The sequence below is a fragment of the Roseburia sp. AF20-18LB genome, from assembly GCF_003461185.1.
GTDB lineage: Bacteria > Bacillota > Clostridia > Lachnospirales > Lachnospiraceae > Roseburia_C > Roseburia_C amylophila.
The window spans coordinates 943,144-967,075 of sequence record NZ_QTWP01000001.1 but is presented as its reverse complement, the minus strand read 5'-3'; the positions used below and the strand labels follow the sequence as shown (position 1 = coordinate 967,075).

The 23,932-nt window shown below is 42.8% G+C and carries 20 protein-coding genes and 2 tRNA genes; 21 read left to right on the top strand and 1 reads right to left on the bottom strand.

Going from position 1 to position 23,932, the window contains the following annotated elements:
• Positions 1–10: 10 nt before the first annotated feature.
• The 19 genes from DWX65_RS04605 (at position 11) to DWX65_RS04510 (ending at position 19,656) form a co-directional block, all read left to right on the top strand.
• Positions 11–1,345, top strand: a complete 1,335-nt coding sequence (locus DWX65_RS04605; RefSeq protein WP_118172920.1) for a CCA tRNA nucleotidyltransferase — start codon at positions 11–13, stop codon at positions 1,343–1,345.
• A 50-nt stretch (positions 1,346–1,395) separates the two neighbouring features.
• On the top strand, positions 1,396–2,403 hold the full coding sequence (locus tag DWX65_RS04600; RefSeq protein ID WP_158564696.1) for a phosphotransferase: 1,008 nt from the start codon (positions 1,396–1,398) through the stop codon (positions 2,401–2,403).
• A gap of 66 nt (positions 2,404–2,469) precedes the next feature.
• Positions 2,470–3,732 carry a hypothetical protein gene (locus DWX65_RS04590; protein WP_147339133.1) on the top strand — a complete coding sequence of 421 codons (1,263 nt, stop codon included), beginning with the start codon at positions 2,470–2,472 and terminating at the stop codon, positions 3,730–3,732.
• Between the two features lie 94 nt (positions 3,733–3,826).
• A complete protein-coding gene (locus DWX65_RS04585) occupies positions 3,827–5,563 on the top strand; it encodes a phospho-sugar mutase (protein ID WP_118172881.1) in 1,737 nt (578 codons plus the stop codon).
• Between the two features lie 134 nt (positions 5,564–5,697).
• Positions 5,698–5,973, top strand: coding sequence for an HU family DNA-binding protein (locus tag DWX65_RS04580; protein ID WP_022242343.1), 276 nt, complete (start codon positions 5,698–5,700; stop codon positions 5,971–5,973).
• A 612-nt stretch (positions 5,974–6,585) separates the two neighbouring features.
• Positions 6,586–6,825 (top strand): RNA-binding S4 domain-containing protein, encoded by a 240-nt coding sequence (locus tag DWX65_RS04575; protein ID WP_118172919.1) that lies wholly within the window; start codon positions 6,586–6,588, stop codon positions 6,823–6,825.
• An 82-nt stretch (positions 6,826–6,907) separates the two neighbouring features.
• Positions 6,908–7,195, top strand: a complete 288-nt coding sequence (gene yabP, locus DWX65_RS04570; RefSeq protein ID WP_022242341.1) for a sporulation protein YabP — start codon at positions 6,908–6,910, stop codon at positions 7,193–7,195.
• Positions 7,192–7,668, top strand: a complete 477-nt coding sequence (gene yabQ, locus DWX65_RS04565) for a spore cortex biosynthesis protein YabQ (protein ID WP_118172880.1) — start codon at positions 7,192–7,194, stop codon at positions 7,666–7,668. Before yabP ends, yabQ begins: the two co-directional genes overlap by 4 nt.
• Before the next feature lie 14 nt (positions 7,669–7,682).
• On the top strand, positions 7,683–7,985 hold the full coding sequence (locus DWX65_RS04560; RefSeq protein WP_022242339.1) for a septum formation initiator family protein: 303 nt from the start codon (positions 7,683–7,685) through the stop codon (positions 7,983–7,985).
• A 170-nt stretch (positions 7,986–8,155) separates the two neighbouring features.
• Positions 8,156–9,991, top strand: coding sequence for a SpoIIE family protein phosphatase (locus DWX65_RS04555; protein ID WP_242997796.1), 1,836 nt, complete (start codon positions 8,156–8,158; stop codon positions 9,989–9,991).
• A 1-nt stretch (position 9,992) separates the two neighbouring features.
• Complete coding sequence (tilS, locus tag DWX65_RS04550) at positions 9,993–11,453, top strand: tRNA lysidine(34) synthetase TilS (protein WP_118087833.1); 1,461 nt, start codon at positions 9,993–9,995, stop codon at positions 11,451–11,453.
• Positions 11,446–11,970, top strand: a complete 525-nt coding sequence (hpt, locus tag DWX65_RS04545) for a hypoxanthine phosphoribosyltransferase (protein ID WP_022242336.1) — start codon at positions 11,446–11,448, stop codon at positions 11,968–11,970. Before tilS ends, hpt begins: the two co-directional genes overlap by 8 nt.
• A gap of 12 nt (positions 11,971–11,982) precedes the next feature.
• Positions 11,983–13,833 carry an ATP-dependent zinc metalloprotease FtsH gene (gene ftsH, locus DWX65_RS04540; protein ID WP_022242335.1) on the top strand — a complete coding sequence of 617 codons (1,851 nt, stop codon included), beginning with the start codon at positions 11,983–11,985 and terminating at the stop codon, positions 13,831–13,833.
• 786 nt (positions 13,834–14,619) lie between these two features.
• The gene (locus DWX65_RS04535) at positions 14,620–15,354 is read left to right on the top strand and encodes a LytR/AlgR family response regulator transcription factor (protein WP_117697707.1); all 735 of its coding nucleotides are present in this window, start codon (positions 14,620–14,622) and stop codon (positions 15,352–15,354) included.
• Positions 15,351–16,661 (top strand): sensor histidine kinase, encoded by a 1,311-nt coding sequence (locus tag DWX65_RS04530; protein WP_242986082.1) that lies wholly within the window; start codon positions 15,351–15,353, stop codon positions 16,659–16,661. The genes DWX65_RS04535 and DWX65_RS04530 overlap by 4 nt, the downstream gene beginning before the upstream one ends.
• A gap of 85 nt (positions 16,662–16,746) precedes the next feature.
• Positions 16,747–17,076 carry an LptM family lipoprotein gene (locus DWX65_RS04525; protein WP_118087832.1) on the top strand — a complete coding sequence of 110 codons (330 nt, stop codon included), beginning with the start codon at positions 16,747–16,749 and terminating at the stop codon, positions 17,074–17,076.
• A gap of 141 nt (positions 17,077–17,217) precedes the next feature.
• Entirely contained in the window at positions 17,218–19,329 is a 2,112-nt protein-coding gene (locus tag DWX65_RS04520) for a glycoside hydrolase family 13 protein (RefSeq protein WP_118057119.1), read from the top strand.
• A 106-nt stretch (positions 19,330–19,435) separates the two neighbouring features.
• Positions 19,436–19,517, top strand: a tRNA-Tyr gene (locus DWX65_RS04515).
• A gap of 55 nt (positions 19,518–19,572) precedes the next feature.
• Positions 19,573–19,656, top strand: a tRNA-Leu gene (locus DWX65_RS04510).
• A gap of 90 nt (positions 19,657–19,746) precedes the next feature.
• On the opposite strand, the gene DWX65_RS04505 is transcribed toward DWX65_RS04510, so the two are convergent.
• On the bottom strand, positions 19,747–20,766 hold the full coding sequence (locus DWX65_RS04505; RefSeq protein ID WP_118172879.1) for a LacI family DNA-binding transcriptional regulator: 1,020 nt from the start codon (positions 20,764–20,766) through the stop codon (positions 19,747–19,749).
• Between the two features lie 336 nt (positions 20,767–21,102).
• Between DWX65_RS04505 and malQ the strand changes: the two genes are divergently transcribed.
• Positions 21,103–22,554 (top strand): 4-alpha-glucanotransferase, encoded by a 1,452-nt coding sequence (gene malQ, locus DWX65_RS04500; protein ID WP_199535025.1) that lies wholly within the window; start codon positions 21,103–21,105, stop codon positions 22,552–22,554.
• A gap of 75 nt (positions 22,555–22,629) precedes the next feature.
• Entirely contained in the window at positions 22,630–23,913 is a 1,284-nt protein-coding gene (locus DWX65_RS04495) for an extracellular solute-binding protein (RefSeq protein WP_117697701.1), read from the top strand.
• Positions 23,914–23,932: the final 19 nt, after the last annotated feature.

The window sequence follows — 23,932 nt, the reverse complement described above, 5'->3', positions numbered from 1 at the left end:
GGGAAAACGTATGGTAATGAAGCTTCCAGAGCATGTTAAGTTTATAATTGAGAAGCTGCAGGAAGCAGGCTTTGAAGGATATGCAGTAGGAGGGTGTGTCAGAGACACCCTCCTTCAACGTGTGCCTCAGGACTGGGATATTACCACTTCTGCTTATCCGGAAGACGTAAAAGAAATTTTTGGGCGCACCATCGATACCGGAATTGAGCATGGAACGGTAACGGTAATGCTGGATAAAAAAGGGTATGAGGTGACAACTTACCGGATTGATGGCGAATATGAGGATGCCAGACATCCGAAGGAAGTAACCTATACAGATAATCTTTTAGAGGATTTAAAACGCAGGGATTTTACCATTAATGCCATGGCATATAATGAACAGCGGGGACTGGTGGATGCTTTTGACGGAGCAGGAGATTTAAAGCGTGGCATCATCCGCTGTGTAGGAGAACCAAAGGAGAGATTTGGGGAAGATGCTTTAAGGATGCTTCGGGCAGTGCGTTTTGCGGCACAGCTGGGCTTTGATATAGAAGAAGAGACAGCAGAAGCGATTCAGGAGCTTGCACCGATGTTAAAAAAGGTCAGTGCAGAGCGTATTCAGGTAGAACTGGTTAAGCTTCTTACCTCAGTCCATCCGGAGGAGATGCGTACCGTATATGCCACAGGAATTGCGGATGTGGTACTGCCGGAATTTTCGGTGATGATGCGTACACCACAGAATAATCCCCATCACTGTTATACAGTAGGAGAGCATACCATTGAAGTGTTAAAAGGTGTGGAAGCAGACAAGGTGCTACGGCTTGCAGCATTATTTCATGATGTGGCAAAGCCCGACTGCCGCAGTACAGATGAAGATGGAATTGACCATTTCTACGAGCATCCGCAGGTGGGAGCAAAGAAGACGAAGACAATTTTACGCAGATTAAAATTCGACAATGCAACCATTGATATGGTCTGCCGGCTGGTGGCAATTCACGATATTAACCCGGTACTGACACCGGAGTCCGTACGAAAGGCGGTACAGAAAGCCGGATTAGAGTGCTACCCGGTTATATTTGAACTGAAGAAAGCAGATATTTTAGCCCAGAGTGATTATCAGAGGAAAGAAAAGCTTGAAGCATTGGACGGATATCATAAGATTTATGATAAAATAATCGAAGATGCAGACTGTCTGACACTAAAAGACCTTGCACTTAACGGACGGGACTTAATAGAACTTGGTGTGAAGCCCGGTCCGCAGATAGGGAACATTTTGGCAAAACTTTTAGATGTGGTAATTGAAGAACCGGAAAAGAATACAAAAGAATATCTGACAGGTTATACTTTAAAGAACCTCTTCATATGATAGAAAGACGCATAAAGATTTGTGCGAATTCGTCGTATGGAGGGGTTTTTGTGTATAATTTATCGAGCCAGTTGTTAGAACAGTATCCGTTTGAGGTAACCGCCATCCAGAAAGGAAGGGGAACCTATATCTGCACGACATCAGAGGGCGGAAAAATAATAATAGGATCTTTTCGCGGGTCAAAAGGCAGAGCGGAAGCTATAGAACATATTCTGCTCCGTCTGAAAGAAAATGGAATAGAAGCAGATGAAATCATACATACCAGGGAAGGAGAAATTTTAGTCCAGGAGGTGGATGAAACATGGTACTATGCCAGAAAATATATGGAGGGCAGGGAGTGTGAGACCAGGAGCCGTGATGATGTACTTGCTGCGGTAGAAGAACTGGCAAAGCTGCATCTTGTCCTGCAGAAGGTGGAGGATGAAAATTTAAAAATTGGCGGACAGGATTATGCCATGGAGGTATTCCGGCACAACCGGGAGCTTAAAAAGGTGCGCAATTATATTCATGGAAAGCATAAAAAGAATGAGTTTGAAATGATATTTATGCGCAATTATGAGATTTTCTTAAAACAGGCACTGGACGTGGAACATCGGCTGATGAAACCAAATCCGGGTGAAACGCAGGGGCAGAGCGGAAAGCAGAGCCGGGAAGCAGCAATGTATGGAATCTGCCATGGAGACTTTAACCAGCATAATGTATTATTTGCCCATGGTAAAATTATAATTACAAATTTTGAACAGGCACATTATGATGTGCTGGTAGGGGATCTGGCGCATTTCTTACGGAAACTGATGGAAAAACATAATTTTAATATCGGGCTGGCAACGGATATGCTGGCAGCTTACGAAAAAAGACGAAAATTATTACCAGAGGAATGGGAGCAGCTTTATGTAAGGATGGCATACCCACAGAAGTTCTGGAAAGTGGCAAATCACTACTTTAATGCCAATAAGGCGTGGGTGTCCGGCAGAGACATTGAGAAGTTGAACCGGGTTATCGAACAGGAAGAAATCCGCCAGCAGTTTTTAAGAATGTTATTTTATTTTGTGGAATAATCATGTATAATCATGTACAGGCAATTGCCGGAGGAAAAGAGCATACAGGAGAAAAAGAGGTGCGAAATGAAGCAATCAGGGAAGCACTGGCTGTTGGCCTTGGCTATTTTCACAGTATTTGTGGCCTTGAGCGGCTGTGGAAGGAAAGACGATGGGCCTGTCAGCATGAAAGGCTATGTATCAGGTGTTGAGGCAGCAACGGAGGAAGTGACACAGGCAGAGGAAAGCAGCCTGTATACGGTAAGTGGTGCTGATACAACACTTTCAACAATGACATTTCTGAATATTGACACGGGACGTTATGAACAGTATTCTTATACAGATGGGACAATTTTTAAAGACAGACATGGCAGTCTGATTTCGGCTGCATCCATGGTACCGGGAAAAGTGGTTACTTTAACACTCCGGGATAAAGACCTGATATTAGAAAAGGTGGAGCAGTCGGCAGATGCATGGGAGATGGACGATATCGGAAAATTTTCCTATAATGAAGAAGATAAGATATTTACCATAGGAGACACAAAGTATTCTTATGATGAAGAATTACAAGTGTTTTCCGGAGATGCAGCCATAGAATTGTCCGCAGTTACCGGACAGGACACCTTAAGAATACAGGGAATTGACCGGAAAGTGCTGTCAGTGTCCGTTACAACAGGACACGGAGTCATCCAGCTTGTAAATACACAGGCATTAGAGGGCGGCTGGTTAAGCCTGAATCATAAGAATTATTATAAGATCACGGAGAATATGCAGTTAGAGGTGCCGGAAGGAACCTATGAATTAACCGTTGCCGGCAATGGCTACGGCGGTTCCACAGAGGTAGCTGTAACAAGAAATGAGCAGATTTCCGTGGATGTAGATTCCATAAAGGGTGAGGATCCGAAATATTGTACTTTAACCTTTGCGGTTGATGTTGCAGGCGCTTTGATGTATATTGATGGTAGTCAGGTTGATTATACACAGCCATTACAGCTGCAGTATGGCATCCATTCCATACAGATTACTGCAGATGGATATGACACCTGGTCGAAGCGGCTATATGTAAATTCGCCGGAAGCGCAGATAGAGATTGCGTTGTCAGGTGATGATACGGGCAGTACAGAGACAGAATCGACGGAAACTGCCGGAAATGAAGAGAACACAACCGTGGAGCATAAGCATTCCGACAGTACATCGAATTCCAGTGGAACGAACAGCTCCAGTGGAAGTTCATCCAGTGACTCTGATGCATATAGGAAGGCATTGAGTGAAATTATTGATACATTAACCAGTAACAATAATTCTTCGACAAGTACATTAAATCAGGTAGTTAACAGTCTTACGGATTAGTGAGAGAAATGAAAGGGCGAGACATCCGAAGGAGGCTGCCACTGGCAGGCTCTTTTGGTAAACAACATAAATGAAAAGTAGGAGGAAATCAGGAATGGGTTACAAGGAAACTTACGAAGCATGGCTTGAGGGAGCGTATTTTGATGAGGCAACCAAGGCTGAACTTCAGGCAATCAAAGACAATGACAAGGAAATTGAGGATCGTTTCTATAAAGATCTTGAGTTTGGTACAGCAGGATTACGTGGGGTAATCGGTGCCGGTACCAACCGTATGAACATCTATACTGTCCGCAAAGCAACACAGGGTCTTGCAAATTATATTTTAAAAGTAAATGCACAGGATAAGGGTGTGGCAATTGCCTTCGATTCCAGACATATGTCACCGGAATTTGCAGATGAATCCGCACTTTGCCTTGCAGCAAACGGAATCAAAGCATATGTATTTGAGTCATTAAGACCAACACCGGAATTATCTTATGCAGTCCGTAAATTAGGATGCACTGCCGGAATTAATATTACAGCAAGCCACAACCCGCCAGAATACAATGGATACAAGGTATACTGGGAGGACGGTGCACAGATTACACCACCTCATGATACCGGAATTATGGATGAAGTAAAGAAAGTAACTGATTACAGCACCGTTAAGACCATGTCCTTAGAGGATGCCAGGGCAGCAGGTCTTTATGAGACTATCGGCGCGGCAATCGATGATGCTTATATTGCAGAGCTTAAGAAGCTTGTGGTACATCAGGATGCCATTGATGCAGTAGGCAAAGACCTTAAGATTGTATACACACCATTACATGGAACAGGAAATATCCCGGTCCGCCGTGTGTTAAAAGAGCTTGGCTTTGAAAATGTATATGTTGTTCCGGAACAGGAGCTTCCGGATGGAGATTTCCCAACCGTAAGTTATCCGAACCCGGAGGCAGAGGAAGCATTTGCATTGGGACTTGCACTGGGCAGGAAAGTAGATGCAGACTTAATCCTTGCAACTGACCCGGATGCAGACCGTCTCGGTGTATATGTAAAGGATTCTAAGACGGGAGAATATCATTCCTTAACCGGAAATATGTCCGGCTGCCTGATTGGTGATTATATCATCGGACAGAAGAAAGCAATCAACGGCTCCCTGCCGGCAGATGGTGCGTTTATCAAATCCATCGTGTCTACCAATATGGCAGATGCCATTGCAGAATACTATGGCATTCAGTTAATCGAAGTATTAACCGGATTCAAGTTTATCGGTGGCAAAATCTTAGAGTTCGAAAAGACCGGAAAAGGAACCTACCTCTTTGGTATGGAAGAAAGCTACGGCTGCCTGACCGGAACCTATGCAAGAGATAAGGATGCAGTGGTAGCATCTATGGCGTTATGTGAGGCTGCTGCATATTACAAGACCAAGAATATGACTCTTTGGGATGCAATGCTTGCCATGTATGAAAAATATGGATACTATAAAGACCATGTTGAGTCTATTACATTAAAGGGAATCGAGGGTCTGGCTAAGATTCAGGAAATCATGGATACACTGCGCAGCGAAACTTTAACTGAAATCGGTGGCTATAAAGTTGAAAAAGTACGTGATTACAAGAAGGATACCATTACAGACCTTGCAACCGGGGCAGTAACAGCAACAGGACTTCCAAGCTCTAATGTACTTTACTATGAATTAAACGATGCTGCGTGGTTCTGTGTAAGACCATCCGGTACCGAGCCGAAGGTAAAATTCTACATCGGAGTGAAGGGTTCCTCCATGGAAGAAGCAGAGCAGAAATATGAAGCTCTTGGAAAAGCAGTTTTGGACAAAATCAACAAAATGTTATAGACCAAATTGTATGCCTTAATTTACCGTATTTTCCTTGACAAATAAAGGAAAAACAAGTATAAATATATTCGTAGGTAATCTTGGAGAGTGTAGACCTCAAGAAGAATTATAAAATCCAGAGGAGGAATTTTAACATGAACAAAGCAGAATTAGTATCAGCTATGGCTGAAAAAACAGCTTTATCTAAAAAAGATGCAGAGGCAGCTTTAAAAGCTTTCACTGATATCGTAGCTGAAGAATTAAAAAAAGGTGAGAAAATCCAGTTAGTTGGATTCGGTACTTTCGAAGTATCTGAAAGAGCTGAAAGAACAGGAAGAAACCCACAGAGCGGTAAAGAGATGGTTATTCCAGCTTCTAAAGCACCTAAGTTCAAAGCAGGAAAAGCTTTAAAAGATTTAATCAATAAATAAGTTGATAAAATGATTCTGATTAGAGGTGTAACGAAAGTAGAAAACTGCTTTTGCTACACCTTTTTTTATTGAAATTCGAAGGAGAAAAGAATTTTCTATCATTCTATATGCATGAAGACACAGAAACGGAAACTGTTTTTGTGAAACCAGAATGCTGTAATTGCAGCCCTGATTTTTCCTTTTGTTAATTGAGCCTGTCTTTCCAATGTTTGACAAAATGCGGTGGGTGTTCGCCTGTATGCGGATACATGAACGAGACGGTTAGGGTGGCTTGCATTCTGCATAGCAACCGGCAACGCTGACACAGGGAGGTGTCAGCGAGGTGCAATTGGAGCATGGATGCGACTTTGCGCCGGTTGCCAGAATAACCATTTTCTTTAAGCAGAATGCTTAGCCCCCCTTGCTGGCGAGTGGTCGTATCCGCAGCAGACGGACAACCGCCGCATTCCGTCAAAACAAGCGGAAAGACAGCCTTACATCAAGGAAAAATCAGGACAGAAATTACAACGCATTCTGATTAGATACAAAAGCCAGTTTCCGTTTCTTTGCTTCATGGAACATAGAAGGATGGACAATGCTGCTTTGAATTTCAAAAAGAAAGAAGGTAAGCAAATGAGATTAGACAAATATTTAAAGGTAACCCGCCTGATTAGACGCAGAACCGTTGCCAACGAAGCCTGTGATGCCGGACGTGTTACCGTAAATGGCAAACCGGCGAAAGCATCCGTCAATGTAAAAGCAGGTGACATCATCGAAATCATGTTTGGCCAGAAGACGGTGAAAGTAGAAGTGGTTGCAATCGCAGATACCACCAAGAAAGAAGAGGCAGGAGAATTATTCCGCTATCTGTAAAAGAGTAAAAACGCATAAAAAGAGAAACAGTCTCATATATTTTGGAAAGGACTAACTTTCGGGTAAAGGAGTATGAGACTGAATGGAAGAATTGAAAACAGCAAAAGCACATAAAGTATTGCTGGCAAACCGGAAAAGTGCAAACTTCAGCGGAGTGCTGGATGTGCTTTCTTTTGATGTAAATGAAATTTTACTGGAAACAGAACAGGGAATGCTTCTGATAAAGGGAAATGACCTTCATGTAAACCGCCTGTCCTTAGAACAGGGGGAAGTGGATGTCACAGGGAAAATTGATGGCTTAACCTATTCGGATGTGGAAACCTATCACAAAGGTGGCGGAGAATCCTTCTTAGGCAGGTTGTTTAAATGATAGAAATCAGCCCGGAAATTTCCGGTGAAGCCTTAAGGTTCCTCCGGTTCATACTGGCAGGGATATTATTAATCTTAGCCTTTGACCTGCTTCGGATTCTGCGCAGGCTGATACCCCATAGAACCGGAGTGGTTGCAGTGGAGGATATGCTGTACTGCACCGGCAGCGCCATATTTATATTTATTATGCTCTGCCGGGAAAATGACGGAGCAATCCGGGGCTTTTGCATGCTGGGCATGAGCGTTGGGATGCTGTTATGCAATTATGCCATCAGTCCATGGCTGGTGAAGGGAATCGTAAAAGTATTTAAGAAACTGTTTCAAGTAGTGGGGAAACCATTGCGGGCAGTATTTCGCATAGTGGCAGTACCCTTACGTTTCCTGAAAGGGAAAATCAGAAGATTATTACGAAAATTACAAAAAACGTTGAAAAAAATCCGTAAAACTATTAGAATGGTGTTATGTAAACTATAGATGAGGAAATGAGTATGACAAATAGTCGAAGAAAAAGAAAACAGAAACGAAACGGAAGAATCTGTATCTCTTTGATTGCGATAATGTTCTTAGTGATTATGTCAGTTCAGATTGTTAAGCTCTACCAGAAGGAGCAGGAGTATACTGCCAGAGAGAAGGCACTGACGGAATCTTTAGAAGATGAAACAGAACGTCAGAATCAGCTGGATAATTACGAAGAATATACCAAGAGTCAGGAATATATTGAAGACCAGGCAAAGAGCAAGCTGGGACTGACCCATGAAAATGAGATTATCTTCAAGGAAGACAAGAAGTAGAACAGCTTCGAAAACATAAAGACCATAGAAAAACTTAAAATAGACAAACCATTCCGCTTTTTGCCGAAAACTTTTTTGAAATGAGACAACGGTTTGACAAAGATTTCGGACAAACATTTCTATAATAGCTTCTGCTGTCACAAATGACAGGAGAAGGAGGAACAATGGAAATGAAGAAATTGAGAACGAAACAGGCGGTAATATGCTTTATAGGGGTAGCAGTGTGTAAATTAGGATTTGCAGGCTGCTACCCTTTTATCCCGGCATATTTTGCGGCAGCTTACCTGGAACGGGGTGGACGGCTGCTGCTGGGAATTGGAATGTTTCTTGGAATGGCATTTATGCTGCCGCTGACACTGATGACAAAATATGTAATGACACTGCTGGTAACCATAGTAATCATCAAGCTGGCAGAATGGGTAAATAAAGGCTGCTATACCTGGATAGCTGCCTTTGGCGCAGGCTGTTCGGCAACCTTATTATCCGTATTTGGAGAAATGTTAAACGTAAGAGACGGAATGCGGACGGAAATGGCGGTCTTAGAAGGAGTCTTTATATTTGCAGCCACCATGGTGTTAAGTCGTATCATACATAGCTTTCTGGAATTCACATTTGTGAATCAGCCAATACCGGAGATAAAGAGTAATGAAGAAGAAAAACTACTGACCTATGCAAAGTCCTTTCAAAGCCTTTCAGATATATTCGGGCGGATGAATGTGGAACATACCAGTTTCTCGGCAGAGGAAATGGGCAGGATGCAAAATGAGATAACCGGGAAAATGTGTGTTTCCTGCGACCAGTGCGCTCTTTGCTGGGAAAAGGATGACAGCCCCATGTACGGCTATTTGTCGTCACTGCTGCAATCTATCCGGGAGGCGGGAAAGACAAACCGCGATATTGAAAAGAAAATGGAAGAATATTGCCCCTATATGCAGGAAATGACGGCGGAGGCTCTTCGGATATTTGAAAAAGCTTCTTTAAATATGGCGTGGTACAACCGGCTGGTAGAAAACCGTGAGGTCATAGCCGAGCAGCTGGATGCCATGGCATATATCATGGAGGATTGTGCAAAGAAGCAGAAAAATATTACAGAAGAGTGCCGGTCAAATCTGCAGGACATAGCTTACCGGGCAAGAGAGCGGGGCATAAAAGTGATTGATGAACAGCTCTGGGAAAAGGAAAACGGCCGCTGGCAGCTTGTGATGAAAGTCATGGTAAAAGATGGCTGTGTCACTACGAGAGAACTGACAAAGGCAGTAGCCGGAGCACTGAACCGGCGCATGATTCCGGAGAAGGATACCAAGACGCTGATTGGAAAAGGCGTCAACCTCTATACCTATGAAGAAGAGCCGCGGTTTCAGGCAATTTATGGCGTAGCCCGGATGGTAAAGGATGGAGCAGCAGTTTCCGGGGATAACTTTTCCTTTTTGGAGCCGGAAAGTGGAAAAATGGTCATGTGCTTATCGGATGGCATGGGTTCTGGAAGTCTTGCCTGCAAGGAAAGTGAAATGGTTATTGAACTGGTGGAAAAATTCCTGGAGGCGGGATTTGATGTGGAAACGGCAGTCCGCATGATGAATTCTGCCATGGTGATGAAAGGGCAGGAGGATTTATTTTCCACGGTGGATATCAGTGAACTGGATTTATATGACGGAACCTGCCACTTTTATAAAATCGGAGCGGCGGCAACCTTTATCCGGCGAAATGGCATAGTGGAATGTCTTATTTCCACCAGTCTTCCGGTGGGCGTGTCTTATAAACTGGATATGGAAAAAAGCGAAAAGGACTTATATAACGGAGATTTCCTTGTCATGGTATCAGATGGTGTGCTAGAATATTTACATGTGCCGAATCCGGAAGAAACCATGCAGGAAATTATAGAAAGCATTGAGACCAATAATGCAACAATTCTTGCAAAACGCATTTTGGAGCGGGTGTTACTTTTTACCGGAGGAAAGGCAGCAGACGATATGACGGTGCTTGCTACCGCAATTTGGGAGAAATAATATGATTCCTGGTGTAGAATCTTTTCTGGAACAATATCATATGATTGAGCAGTCGGATGTAGTGGTTGCCGGAGTGTCCGGTGGTGCAGATTCCGTATGCCTGCTGCTGCATCTGCTTGAATTGAAAGAAAAACTTTCCTTTACGCTGGCAGCAGTCCATGTGCAGCATGGCATCCGGGGCGAAGAAAGCCTTCAGGATGCAGCGTTTGTAGAGGAACTTTGCAGGCGGTATCAGGTGCAGCTATTCCGCTATGATTATGATGTGCCGGAATATGCAAAGCAGCATGGATATTCGGAAGAAGAGGCGGGAAGAAATTTACGATACGAAAGTTTTCATAAAGCGTTAGAAGAACTGGGTGCGCCGGAAGGGAAAATTGCAGTTGCCCATAACCGTAATGATCTGGCAGAGACCATGCTCTGGAATATGATCCGGGGCAGCGGCATGCGTGGCATGGCTGGAATTCCGCCGGTGAGAGATGGCATCATCCGTCCGCTTCTTCATACGGCAAGGGTGGAAATCGAAAATTATTTAAAAGAAAAAGGTGAAAGCTACTGTACGGATGCTACCAATGCATCTTTGGATTATAGCAGAAACCGGATCCGTAATCAGGTGCTTCCAGTGTTGGAGGAACTGAATGCCGGAGTTTATGCCCATATGGAACAGCTTGGGGATGACATCCGGAAGACACAGGAATATCTGTCTGCTGTAATAGAAGAAAAAAAAGCACAATATGTAGAAAAAGATTTCCGGAAGACGCAGGCTTTCCTGATATCGGAGGAACTTTTAAAAGAACCGGAAATCCTGTATACAAGCATGATAAAGGAGTGTATCTGTGAGACGGCCGCAAGCAGTAAAGATATTACAAGAACCCATGTAGAACTGGTGCAGAAACTTTTTGCCATGCAGACGGGAAGAAGCGTGAACCTGCCTTACCAGGTGGTGGCAGAGCGGACTTACGGCGGGGTGCGTCTGCAAAAGTGCGAAAAACAACCGGAGCATAAAATTACAGAACCGGTAGGAATGCTATCCAGTCAGTCTTCCAGTCAGCCGGTCGGACGACAAAGCGGTCAACCAGCCGGTTGTTGTGGGATTTCAATAGAAGAACATCCGGATTTTACCTGCCGGATTTATAAACGGGAAGAGTTACCGGAAGGAATTTCTAAAAAAAAGTATACGAAATGGCTGGACTATGATAGAATAAAAAATAGTCTTTTGATTCGGAACAGACAGCCGGGCGATTATTTTGTGCTGGATGAGACGGGCAGAACACAGAAGCTGAAGCAGTATTTTGTAAATGAGAAAATTTTAAAAGAGCAGCGGGACACGATTCCGTTGGTGGCAGACGGTGCTCATATCCTGTGGATTGTGGGATACCGAATCAGTGCATATTACAAAGTAAGCAGTACAACGAAGACAATTTTGGAAATACAATATCATGGAGGAAGAGAAGACAATGAGTGAGCAGATTCGTGTATTACTCTCAGAGGAAGAACTTGATCGTAAAATTGCTGAATTAGGAGAAAGAATTAGCAAGGATTATGAAGGTGAAAGCGTTCATTTAATCTGCATACTGAAGGGAAGTATATTCTTTACCTGTGAACTGGCAAAGCGTATTACCGTGCCGGTAACAATTGATTTTATGTGCGTTTCCAGTTATGGCGCGTCAACCGTGTCCAGTGGAAAAATCACCATAAAGAAAGATTTGGAAGAATCTATTGAAGGTAGAAATGTAATTGTCATTGAAGACATTATTGATACAGGAAGAACACTGCGTTATCTGCTGGATGATTTATCCGCCAGAGGACCGAAGAGCTTAAAATTGTGTGCAATGTTAGATAAACCGGATCGCAGGATAACAGACGTTGCGGTAGATTATACCGGTTTTGAAATTCCGGATGAATTTGTAGTAGGATATGGTCTTGATTATGACCAGCGCTATCGCAATCTGCCATACATTGGCATTCTTGATTTGGGATAGGAAGGAGTTTGCGTGAAGAAATCATATAGAGGATGGGGCTTTTATATCAGTCTGATTGTAGTTGTGGTTTTGGTCTGGTTCTTACTGGACGGACAGCATCTGAATCAGGATGACTATAATTATGCCCAGTTTAAACAGGAACTGGCTGATGATGAGATTAAATCTGTAGAAGTGCAGCCAAACAGAGTTTATCCAACCGGAAGACTGGATATTGTCAAAACGGATAAGTCAGAAGAGACCTTATATGTGCTGGATGTCAGTGAGGCTCAATCGCTGATGGATAAGGAAAAATTTACTTCTTATGTGGTGAATGATATTCCGGCAGAAAACTGGCTGATGAATTTATTGCCGCTCTTACTTGTGTTTGGAGCAATGTTTATTCTGTTTATGATTGTTATGAACAATCAGGCAGCAGGCGGTGGTGGTGGCAGCAAGATGATGAATTTTGGAAAAAGCCGGGCAAAGATGACCACCGATGAGAACCGCAATGTAACCTTTGAAAATGTGGCAGGACTGCGGGAAGAAAAAGAAGAATTAGAAGAAATCGTAGATTTCTTAAAAGAGCCGAGAAAGTATACCAGACTGGGAGCGAGAATCCCGAAGGGAGTTCTTCTGGTGGGACCTCCCGGAACCGGTAAGACTCTGCTTGCCAAGGCAGTTGCCGGAGAAGCAGGCGTTCCGTTCTTTAGTATTTCCGGTTCTGATTTCGTAGAAATGTTTGTGGGTGTCGGCGCATCCCGTGTACGTGATCTTTTTGAAGATGCCAAGAAAAATGCACCATGTATCGTATTTATCGACGAGATTGATGCAGTGGCAAGAAGAAGAGGAACCGGTATGGGCGGCGGGCATGATGAACGGGAGCAGACGTTAAACCAGCTGCTGGTAGAGATGGACGGATTTGGTGTCAACGAGGGTATTATCGTGATGGCAGCCACCAACCGTGTGGATATCTTAGATCCTGCTATCATGCGTCCGGGCAGATTTGACCGTAAGGTACATGTGGGACGTCCGGATATTGGTGGAAGAGAAGAAATCTTAAAGGTACATGCAAAGAATAAACCCCTGGCAGAGGATGTGGATTTGAAACAGATTGCACAGACTACAGCAGGTTTTACCGGAGCAGACCTGGAGAATCTTTTAAATGAGGCGGCAATTGTTGCAGCCAAAGAAAACAGAAGTTATATTATCCAGAAAGATATTAAGGAATCCTTCTTGAAAGTAGGTGTCGGTCCGGAGAAGAAGAGCCGGATTATTACCGAGAAAGAAAAGAAGATTACCGCATATCACGAATCGGGTCATGCGATTTTATTCCATGTACTTCCAGATGTGGGACCGGTATATACCGTATCCATTATCCCAACCGGAGGTGGAGCAGCAGGCTATACGATGCCATTGCCGGAGCGTGATGAAATGTTTGATACCAAGGGAAGAATGCTGCAGCAGATAATTGTTTCCTTAGGTGGACGTGTGGCAGAAGAGTTGATTTTTGATGATATCACAACCGGAGCTTCACAGGATATCAAGCAGGCAACCGAGCTTGCCAAAGCAATGGTAACGAAATATGGATTTTCTGAAAATGTCGGACTGATTAATTATAACAATGATGATGACGAAGTGTTTATCGGAAGAGACCTTGCACATACCAGAGGCTATGGCGAGGGTGTGGCATCCAAAATTGATGAAGAAGTAAAACGTATCATTGACGAATGCTATGCCAAAGCAAGGGCAATCATTCAGGAAAATAGTGATGTACTCCATAAATCAGCAGACCTTCTTTTGGAAAAAGAAAAGATTGGAAGAGATGAATTTGAAGCATTATTCCAGAGCGGAGCTGATGTTGTAACTGAGACAACGGAGGAATAGAACACAAATAGAAAGTTTTTTCGAAAATGGGAAAAAGGTACTATATAAAGTATACAAAAAGTAGGCACAACTTTTGTGAAGTTTGTGCACACTTTAAACGGGAGAGGTGATACTATAATTAATGTAAAAACCCCCCAATACATTATATATATAGTTTTTACTACACCCCATAGTAAAAATACCTTCTCCTTAAAAGGGCAGCCGATCGGTGGCTGTCTTTTTTTTACGCGAGTAATGAGGAAAAGAGCAGAAAAATGGTCAGACCAAAATAGAAGCCTAAAAAAGCCATTCTTTTGTGCAAAAAATAAGTGGTATTTTCGCCATGAAATTTATGAACTATACAGATTGAATAAAAGGAATGTGAATTTTTTTGGAAGTTTGTGCACACTTTTGAATGGGAAAATGGTACTATAATTAACGTAAAAACCCCCCAATACATTATATAATTTTTGCTACACCCCATAGTAAAAATACCTTCTCCTAAAAGGACGACCGTGCGAAAGGTCGTCTTTTTTTTACGCGAGTAATGAGGAAAAGTGACAGGCGAGGAAAAGAAACCAAGCTTGCTTGAGTTTCTTTTTTACAGCTTGGAACTTTGACGAATACCGCGATAGCGAGGGAACTTGTTCCCGAGCCTATCGCGGAAGTGAGGGAGTTTTTCCCTCACTTATCTCGCATAGAAAACTCCCATCCCTCAAACAGTGGACATCGGCTCCAAAACTGCCTATAATGAATCTTGAGAAAAGAATATTTCGATAAAGTTGCTACATAGATGGGAGATACAACATGATAAAGGCAGCATTTTGCGATGATGACGATACGGTTTTAAAAGAACTGCAGAGCTTACTGGAGGAGTATCGCAGGGAGCGTGATTACAGAATAGATGCAAAAGTCTATCACAGTCCGCTGGATTTGCTGAATGAAATGGAAAAAGGAACCCGCTTTGACATTTTGTTTTTGGATATTTTAATGCCGGGGGTAGATGGAATCCAAACGGCATCCGAGATTCGGAAGTTTGATAATAATATCAAAATTATTTTTCTTACTTCTTCGGTGGAGTTTGCGGTGCAGTCTTATGAGGTGAAAGCATATTATTACCAGTTGAAGCCGATTGAAAAGGGCAGCTTTTATCATCTGCTGGATTCTGTGCTAGAACAGATGGAAAAAGAGCATGGCAGCAGTATTGTACTGCGCTGCAAGACGGGAATTACCCGGATTGCGTTAAAACAGCTGGAATACTGTGAAGTAATCCACAGGACATTATTGATACATCTGACCGATGGAACCGTATATGAATGCAACGGCAGCATGGATGAACTGGGCCGGCAGCTTATGCCTTATGGAACTTTTATACGTCCACATCGTTCATATCTTGTGAATCTGGAATATATAAAGAATCTTTCTTATCGTACCATTACGATGTCAAGCCTTGTGGAAATTCCTGTTCCAAGAGGGAAATACAATGAAATAAAGAGTGCATTTCTGAAAAATGCATTTGAAGATGGGCAGGTGACGTTATGAGCCTTTGGATGTCCCTTTTTAACAATGTGGCAGTCAGTGTTTTTGGAAGTGTGCTGGCGGCATCCTTCTGTGATGCACTGGACCGGCGGAAAAACCGGATCATATTCTGGATATGCATCGCACTGATTCCGATTGCACAGGGGATTATTTACTATGTATGGGATGATGGCTTTTTGAGGCAGATTTATCCGCTGCTGGTACATGTTCCGTTGATTTTACTGTTATGTGGACTGACCGGTAAATTGCTATGGCCATTTTTCTCTGTGATGGCAGCCTACCTTTGCTGCCAGTTACGACGCTGGCTGGCACTTCTTGCAGTAGAAATTTTGGGTGGAGGAGTATTGATGCTGGATGTGGTGGAATTATTGATTACGCTGCCACTACTGTTTGGACTGATGCACTTTATGACGCCGGCAGTCCGCTATATTTCTGGTTATTCCAGAAAAATGCAGTGCCAGTTTGGTGTGATACCGGTGCTGTATTATGTATTTGATTATCTGACAAGGGTGTACACAGATCTTTTGTCCAGTGGGGCTCCGGTTGTTGTGGAATTTATGCCGTTTATCTGTTGCGGGGCATATCTTGTGTTCTTGTTGTATAACTTTACAAAAGGGCAGGAAGAAAACCGGATGAAGGAGATTCAGAAAAGCCTTGATATGCAGGTAGCACAGTCCATGCGTGAAATAACGGCGTTGCGGGAGTCGCAGAATCTGGCCAGCCGTTACCGCCATGACCTGCGTCATCATTTACAATATCTATATGCCTGTTTGGAGAACCATCAGATACAGAAGGCAGAGGATTATATATCTGATATCTGTAATGAGCTGGAACAGCAGAAGGTGATACAGTATTGTGAAAACGAAGCTGCGAATCTGATTTTGTCATCCTTTGCAGGAAGGGCAGAAGCGGAAGGAATTGTGATGAAAGTGGAAGGCGGCATGAAAGCGAAGACGGTGATAAGTGATACTGACTTGTGTGTGCTATTGTCTAATGCCCTGGAAAATGCCATCCATGCCTGCAGGGAAGTACAAAAAGAGGGAAAAGAAGCCAGAATAGAAGTACAGATTTATGAAAAACAGCAGCAGGTATTTTTACAGATAAAAAACTCCTGTGCCGGAGCACCAATCTTCGAAAACGGAGTCCCGGTTTCAAAGAAAAAAGGACATGGTATCGGAACCCGGAGTATCTGTGCCATTGTGGAACGCTATGGAGGTGTATATACATTTTCATTGGAAAAAGAGTATTTTGTACTCCGTCTGAATCTGTCGGAAAAGAATGTCGATTCAGTACATTTTACTGCCGTTTGAGACGTGAATCTCCTGCTGGATAAGAAAGAATGGTAAAATATATCTAAGTCGAGGATGACACACAAAAGACAGGAGGAAGATAAAAATGAAGAAAATAATTTCATGTTTAGTGGTATTAACTATGTGCATTTCACTGGCTGCCTGCGGGGGAACGGATAAACAGGCTGCAATTGATGCATTCAATAAAGCAAGCACATCATTCAATGAAGTAGCGAATGCCATCAATGCGAATCCGGATGCATACGACCAGGATGTGATTGATACCATGGTTGAAATGGCAGATGTCTTACAGCAGCACAAAGAGCTGTTAGAGGGAGACACTGAAATTGAAGAAGACAAATTAAATGAAATGATTGAATGGTATGGTACCGTAGAAGAATGGGTATCAGACGTAAAGGCGGAGTTAGGTATATAATAGATTTCATAGAGTTACTTCTTTAAAGAGGGGACGGATACGGAAAATGTATCCGTCCTTTTCTGGTTGTAATCTTTGGAACTTTCGTATATTATAGTAATAAAAATAATTATTTAGAAACGAGAGGCTTGTTGTAAGATGATGAAGAAACAGCAATCGATTTATGAATTGAACAGAATTCAGCAGTATATTATGCAGATGCGCCCGATTCTTAGAAAACGCGCACTCTTTTCTGATGGAACAGAAGATTATCGTAGTCCGGCAGAACCCAAAGTCGGAGAGCTGGTGACCATTCGTTTTCGTACAGCAAGAGATAATGTAGATGCAGTCTGGCTTTGTACAGAACAGAAAAAATATTTTATGGAAAAGACCGAGTCAGAGGGGCTCTTTGATTATTATTCCGTAGAAATCCGTATGACAGAGGAGCATTTCTACTATTACTTTGAAATTGAGACGGGAATGCTTCACTGTATCTTTGACCGCTATGGCGTGAATCAGACACCAAGACCGCAGTATAATTTTGAAATTGTACCGGGTTTTTCCACGCCGGACTGGGCAAAAGGGGCGGTTATGTATCAGATTTTAACAGACCGTTTTTACAATGGAGACACTTCCAACGACCCGTTGACGGATGAATATTTCTATATCCGTGCTACCAGTCAGAAGGTAGATAACTGGGAGAAATGCCCGGAGAATTTTTCGGTAGCAGAATTTTATGGCGGAGATTTAGAGGGCGTGAGAAAGAAAATGGATTATCTCACAGAACTTGGAATAGAGGTGATATACTTCAATCCACTGTTCGTTTCTCCGTCCAATCATAAGTATGATATTCAGGATTACGATTATATTGACCCGCATTACGGCAAAATAGTGGTGGATGAGGGAGAACTTTTACAACCGGGTGACCGCAATAACCAGCATGCCAGCCGCTATATCACCCGCGTGACGGATAAACGGAATTTGGAGGCAAGCAATGAACTTTTTGCAACGCTGGTAAAGGAAGCGCACCAGAGGGGCATCCGCGTTATCCTGGATGGAGTGTTTAATCATTGCGGTTCCTTTAATAAATGGCTGGATCGTGAAAAAATCTACCGTAGTGAAGCAGGCTATGAACCGGGAGCCTATATCAGCAAGGACAGTCCGTACAATGACTTTTTCCAGTTCCATGATCAGAATGCATGGCCGGATAACGGAAGTTATGATGGCTGGTGGGGACATGATACATTGCCGAAGCTTAATTATGAAGATTCAGATACATTGCATGATTATATTCTTCATGTGGCTGCAAAATGGGTTTCTCCACCTTATAATGCCGATGGCTGGAGACTGGATGTCGCGGCAGATCTGGGACACAGTCCGGAATATAACCATCAGTTCTGGAGAGAATTCCGTGATGCCGTAAAGAAAGCCAACCCGCAGGCGGTGATTTTGGCAGAACATTACGGCGATCCGAGAGACTGGCTGGGTGGAGACCAGTGGGATACGGTTATGAACTATGATGCCTTTATGGAACCGGTGACATGGTTTCTTACCGGAATGGAGAAACACAGTGATGATTTTAAACCGGAAAATATAGGAAAGTTTGAGAACTTTAAAGGCGCTATGAAGCATTATATGGCAAGCTTTTTGACACCATCGCTGCAGTGCTCCATGAATGAACTTTCCAACCATGACCATTCCAGATTTTTAACCAGAACCAATCATAAAGTAGGTAGAGCGGAACACCTTGGAACAAAAGCGGCAGAAGAGGGCGTAAATACAGCGGTTCTACGGGAGGCGGTTGTTATTCAGATGACCTGGCCGGGAGCACCTACCGTTTATTACGGTGATGAAGCCGGACTATGTGGATTTACAGATCCGGATAACCGCAGAACTTATCCGTGGGGCCGGGAAGATAAAGAACTGATTCGTTTCCATCGTGATATCATCAGAATTCATAAAGAAAACCCGGCACTTCGTACCGGAAGTGTGAAATTTTTAAATGGTGAGGATAATCTTCTCTGCTATGGAAGATTTAACCGGGAACAGCAGTTTGTCATTATTGTAAATAATGATGAAAATATCCGGCACATTGATTTGTCTGTATGGGCAGTGGGGCTTCCGAAGTACGGAACTTTAGAACAGATACTTTTTACCAGTGAAAATGGATATTCCATTTCTTCTGTCAGTTATGACATCGTCAATGGAAGACTGGATATTACATTGCCAAAGCATGCGGCTGTCATTCTGAAAGGAAAGAATCCAGAAGAATAAAAAAATGGCAAAATAAAAAATGCAAAAAATGCATAAAAACGCCTTGCGCACAGCAGGGCGTTATGCTATAATCTATATTCGTCAGGACAATTAAGGACTGATAAATGGGCAGATTCCCGAGTGGCCAAAGGGGACAGACTGTAAATCTGCTGCAAATTGCTTCGGTGGTTCGAATCCACCTCTGCCCATTCTCGTTGTGGTTATGCAATGAGAATTTTTTTATGTAACTATAAAAAGATACTTGCCCGCGTGGCGGAACTGGCAGACGCGCAGGACTTAAAATCCTGTTGTGGTGACACAGTACCGGTTCGATTCCGGTCGCGGGCATTAAAAAAGGAAACGGTCGTTTCCTTTTTTTTATGCCGGAAATCCGCAAAGCACATTTCCGATGTTATTATGTTCTCTTTATGAATAGTCCTATTCTTTTTCTGCCTTTTCTTCCCTCTCTGCACATGGAGCAGTAGAAGCTCTTGTAATAAGCTGGGGGCGCAGTAAAGTCATGCTGACGGAGACGTGATTAATAAGGCTGCTCAGAGTAGCATATCCACATTTGCCGAGCTCGGTTCTTTCCTGACGGACTGTAGTCAGTGGCGGCTCTAAGAAAGATGAAATCGGCAGGTCGTCAAAACCAACCACACTGATATCATCCGGAACAGAAAAACCTCGAAGCTGGCATTCTGTAATGACACCGGAAGCAATCAGGTCATTACCGCAGAGAATTGCTGTTGCTCCGGCAGCAAGAAAATTCGGTACATGATATTTTGCACTGTCGGCAACATAGTAGCCATGTGCAACCATATCTTCCTCTACTGGAAGATTGTGGGATTTCATGGCATCTAAATATGCCTGATAGCGTTTCTCACTGACCATGGAATAGAGAGAACCGTTGAGAAAAGCAATCTTTTTGTGACCAAGCTGATAGAGATGGTCGACTGCAGATTCAATTCCTTCAGAGTTATCTGTTCCTACATAGCACACATGTGGATTCTTCTTAATATAATTATCGAAAAGAACGGTCGGAATGGAGGTGAAGGCAAGCTGCCGCATCCAGTCATCATGGAGAGCAAAGCCTACCAGGAACCCGCCGGAATAACCGTTCTTTAACATGTAAGTATCATATTTTTCAGTCATCTGGAAAGCCGGAGTAACCGGAATTACACTGACGGACCAGCCATCCCGGAAAGCAGCCTGACGGAAACCCAGGATGATTTCGTATCCGAACTGGTTGGCTGTTTCATAGTCCATATTTTCTATAAAAAGGCAAAGCTTCTTGTTTTCGTCCTTTTTCATCTTCTTGGACTGATATCCCATTTCTACAGCGGTATCAAGAACCATCTGCCGTAAATCTTCGCTGATATCACTGGCACCATTTAATCCTTTGGAAACAGTGCTGACGGAAATACCGAGCCGGTTGGCAATATCTTTAATTGTGACCATAACAAGCCTCCATAAATCTGGTATATTTTAAGTAAAATTATATCAAAAACCTCTTATATTCTGTATTATATAGAATTTGCATGACAGGTGCAAGTACTGCAAAATATTATTTTTCGAAAAAAACAGGGTTTTAAATAGCAATATAACCAAAAAAACAATGCGAATTCCGTTAAAAACGGCAAAAATGATGCTAAAAGGACTGTTTTGTTTGACAAAATTGTTAAAAAGACGTAAAATAACCTCAGATACGAAAATTAACGAAAAGCAAAAAACAAAAACCGATGTGGGGGAAAAACATTGGAGGCAAAGAGACTAACCAGAGGAGCAGGAATCCTGATGGCAATAACAAGTCTTCCATCTGATTATGGAATCGGAACTCTGGGTGATGCAGCTTTCAATTTCGTAGACTTACTTGTAGACCTGAAACAAAGATACTGGCAGATACTTCCGATTGGACCAACCAGTTTTGGAGACAGCCCGTATCAGTCAATATCAGCATTTGCAGGAAATCCGTATTTGATAGATTTAGATGACCTGGTTCGCGACGGTCTGCTTATGGAAAGCGAGATTCGAAGCTATAACTGGGGTGCAGATGAGAAAGATGTTGATTATGCCAATCTTTTTGAAAACCGTTTTCAGATATTAAAGAAAGCATTTGAACGGTTTGATACTACAAAGCCTTCTTTCCGGAAGTTTGAAGAAGACAATGATTGCTGGCTGGCTGATTATGCATTGTTCATGGCAGTCAAAGGAAAAGAAAATAACCGGGAATGGATGGCATGGGAACCGGGAATCAGAAATCGTACACCGGAGGCATTACAGGAATACACAGAATTACTAAAAGAAGAGATCCTGTTTTGGAAATTCTGCCAGTATAAATTTTATGAACAGTGGAAATTCTTAAAACAGTACGCAAATACAAGAGGAATACAGATTATTGGGGACATACCGCTGTATATGGCAATGGACAGTGCTGATGTGTGGGCAGACCGGAAACTCTTCTTATTAGAAGAAGACGGAAGCCAGCAGTATGTAGCAGGCAGCCCGCCGGATAATTTTTCAGAAGAAGGTCAGAAATGGGGCAATCCCGTATATGACTACTCTTATATGGAAGAGTACCGGTTTGACTGGTGGAGACACCGGATTGAGAAAAACGCAGCGTTATATGATGTAATCCGGATTGACCACTTCCTTGGAGTTGTAAGGTACTATACGATTCCGTTTCGGGAAAAGGATTGCTGCAATGGGAAATGGAACAAGGGTCCTGGAAAGAAATTGACAGATGTGATGGAAGAAAGTGCCGGTGACTGCAGAATCATAGCAGACAATGCCGGAAGTGCCATCGCCGGGAGCAGAAAGCTTCTTGCAAGAATTGGATGGCCTGGAAGTAAAATCCTGATGTTTGCATTTGATGGAAATACAGGAAATGAAAATCTTCCACATAACTTTGAAGAAAATAACATAGTGGTATATACCGGAACACATGATAATGATACTGTTGTTGGTTATTTCCGGGATAAGACAGAATATGAACTGGCTTACCTCTATGAATATTTGAATATCGGCTCGAAGGAAGAAATTCCGGACGCCTTAATCCGTCTGGCTTATTCAAGCATAGCGGATGTGGTAATTATTCCAATGCAGGATATTTTACAGCTTGGCAATGAGGCCAGAATGAATCAGCCATCCACAGTCGGACAGAACTGGAAATGGCGGGTGGGAAAAGATACTCTGAGTGAAGAACGAAGAGCGTGGATCCGCACCATTGCGGCAGTATACCGCAGATAATTTCTATATGATATAGAACGGATTACCGTTTTATATAAATGCTTAATCGAAATCACATTTTTAAGGAGGAAGAAAATGAAAAAGAAAGCATTATCATTATTTCTTGTAACAGCTATGGCAGTATCCATGGTAGGATGCGGTAGCAAAGACGCAGACAAGAACACAGAAAAGAAAAGTACTGAAGCAGCAGTAGAAACAGAAAAACCAGCTGCAGCAGAAGATGAAGCTTGGGAGGGTGACTTAACAGTATGGAGCCCACAGGAAGATCAGGATACAAACTGGCTTCAGGATCAGTGTGAAGCATTCGCAGCTGAGCATCCAAACTGGAAAATCAACTTCAATTATGGTGTATGTGCAGAGGGTGAAGCAAAAGACAACGTAACAAAAGACGTTGAAGCAGCAGCAGACGTTTACATGCTTGCTAACGATAACATCCCGGATCTGGTATCTGCAGGCGCATTATCAGAGCTTGGTGGAGATTATCTTGGATATGTAACATCTACAAACTCTGATTCTATTCTTGCATCTGTTACATACAACGATTCAGTAGTAGCATTCCCATTTACCTCTAATACATGGTTCATGTACTATGATAAGAGCGTATTCTCAGAGGATGACGTAAAGAACTTTGATACAATGTTAGAGAAAGCTGGAGAAGCTGGAAAGAAAGTTTCTTTCAAATTAACTGATTCCTGGTATATTCAGGCATTCTATGTAGCTAACGGATGTACATTATTCGGTGATGGAACTGATACAGATGCTGGTATCGACTTCGGTGGAGACAAAGCAGCAGCAGTTACAGAGTACTTAGTAGACTTAGCAGCTAACCCTAACTTCTTAGTAGATGCTGACGGATCTGGTCTTGCTGGATTAGGCGACAGTGTAGCAGCAGTATTCTCCGGAACATGGGATGCTGATGCAGTTAAAGAAAAACTTGGTGACAACATGGGTGTTGCAGCTCTTCCTACCGTTACAATCGACGGAAAAGAAGGCCAGATGAAATCCTTCATCGGATCTAAAGCAATCGGTGTTAACCCTAATGCTGAGAACCAGCAGGTAGCTATGTCTCTTGCAGCTTACTTAGCAGGTGAGAAGGCTCAGACAGCTCATTATGAAATGAGAAACATCCTTCCTTCAAACATCAACATCTCTTTAGCTGACGATCCAATCGCAACAGCAGTTACAAATGTTATGACAGATACATCTATCATGCAGCCATTATGTAAAGAAATGGGTAACTACTGGTCACCAGCAGAGAATATGGGTAAAAATATCCAGTCTGGCGAAGTAACAAAAGACAACGCTGCTGAGAAGACAGAAGAAATGAACACAACTATGAATACAGACGTTGCTGAATAAGCAGAAGATGTAATTGGAA

Bases quoted from the DNA above. Each gene is read 5' to 3' on its own strand.
- DWX65_RS04605 (WP_118172920.1), top strand. From the start codon at position 11: ATGGTAATGAAGCTTCCAGAGCATGTTAAGTTTATAATTGAGAAGCTG.
- DWX65_RS04590 (WP_147339133.1), top strand. From the start codon at position 2,470: ATGAAGCAATCAGGGAAGCACTGGCTGTTGGCCTTGGCTATTTTCACA.
- DWX65_RS04585 (WP_118172881.1), top strand. From the start codon at position 3,827: ATGGGTTACAAGGAAACTTACGAAGCATGGCTTGAGGGAGCGTATTTT.
- DWX65_RS04580 (WP_022242343.1), top strand. From the start codon at position 5,698: ATGAACAAAGCAGAATTAGTATCAGCTATGGCTGAAAAAACAGCTTTA.
- DWX65_RS04575 (WP_118172919.1), top strand. From the start codon at position 6,586: ATGAGATTAGACAAATATTTAAAGGTAACCCGCCTGATTAGACGCAGA.
- yabP (WP_022242341.1), top strand. From the start codon at position 6,908: ATGGAAGAATTGAAAACAGCAAAAGCACATAAAGTATTGCTGGCAAAC.
- yabQ (WP_118172880.1), top strand. From the start codon at position 7,192: ATGATAGAAATCAGCCCGGAAATTTCCGGTGAAGCCTTAAGGTTCCTC.
- DWX65_RS04560 (WP_022242339.1), top strand. From the start codon at position 7,683: ATGACAAATAGTCGAAGAAAAAGAAAACAGAAACGAAACGGAAGAATC.
- DWX65_RS04555 (WP_242997796.1), top strand. From the start codon at position 8,156: ATGAAGAAATTGAGAACGAAACAGGCGGTAATATGCTTTATAGGGGTA.
- tilS (WP_118087833.1), top strand. From the start codon at position 9,993: ATGATTCCTGGTGTAGAATCTTTTCTGGAACAATATCATATGATTGAG.
- hpt (WP_022242336.1), top strand. From the start codon at position 11,446: ATGAGTGAGCAGATTCGTGTATTACTCTCAGAGGAAGAACTTGATCGT.
- DWX65_RS04535 (WP_117697707.1), top strand. From the start codon at position 14,620: ATGATAAAGGCAGCATTTTGCGATGATGACGATACGGTTTTAAAAGAA.
- DWX65_RS04530 (WP_242986082.1), top strand. From the start codon at position 15,351: ATGAGCCTTTGGATGTCCCTTTTTAACAATGTGGCAGTCAGTGTTTTT.
- DWX65_RS04525 (WP_118087832.1), top strand. From the start codon at position 16,747: ATGAAGAAAATAATTTCATGTTTAGTGGTATTAACTATGTGCATTTCA.
- DWX65_RS04520 (WP_118057119.1), top strand. From the start codon at position 17,218: ATGAAGAAACAGCAATCGATTTATGAATTGAACAGAATTCAGCAGTAT.
- DWX65_RS04505 (WP_118172879.1), bottom strand. From the start codon at position 20,766: ATGGTCACAATTAAAGATATTGCCAACCGGCTCGGTATTTCCGTCAGC.
- malQ (WP_199535025.1), top strand. From the start codon at position 21,103: ATGGCAATAACAAGTCTTCCATCTGATTATGGAATCGGAACTCTGGGT.
- DWX65_RS04495 (WP_117697701.1), top strand. From the start codon at position 22,630: ATGAAAAAGAAAGCATTATCATTATTTCTTGTAACAGCTATGGCAGTA.